This window comes from Bradyrhizobium sp. Leo170 (assembly GCF_004296405.1).
Classification (GTDB): domain Bacteria; phylum Pseudomonadota; class Alphaproteobacteria; order Rhizobiales; family Xanthobacteraceae; genus Bradyrhizobium.
Map to the genome: position 1 here is coordinate 1 of NZ_PSRR01000952.1, position 262 is coordinate 262.

The 262-nt window shown below is 68.3% G+C and carries 1 protein-coding gene; it reads left to right on the top strand.

From position 1 onward, the window contains the following. Positions 1–185: DUF6481 family protein (locus tag CWO89_RS45480; RefSeq protein WP_245476895.1), on the top strand; the 185-nt coding region annotated here is incomplete at its 5' end. Positions 186–262 lie beyond the last annotated feature (77 nt).

Genomic DNA, 262 nt, shown 5'->3' on the forward strand with positions numbered 1-262 from the left:
CGCGCGAGGCGGCCAAGGCCGAGCAGCAGCGACTCCAGCAAGAGGCTGCCGCCGCGGAAGTGGCGCGAATCGCTCGCGAGAAGGAAGAGGAAGCCACGCGGCAGGCCGCGATCGAGGCCGAACAGAAGGCCAAGCGCGACGCGCGCTACGCCGCCCGCAAGGAACGCGGCAAGAAAAAGAAGTAACTCGCCGCATGCGAGGTGAAGCGGAGACCTCGTAGCCCGGGTGGAGCGTCAGCGTAACCCGGGACCGCTCGTAGTGG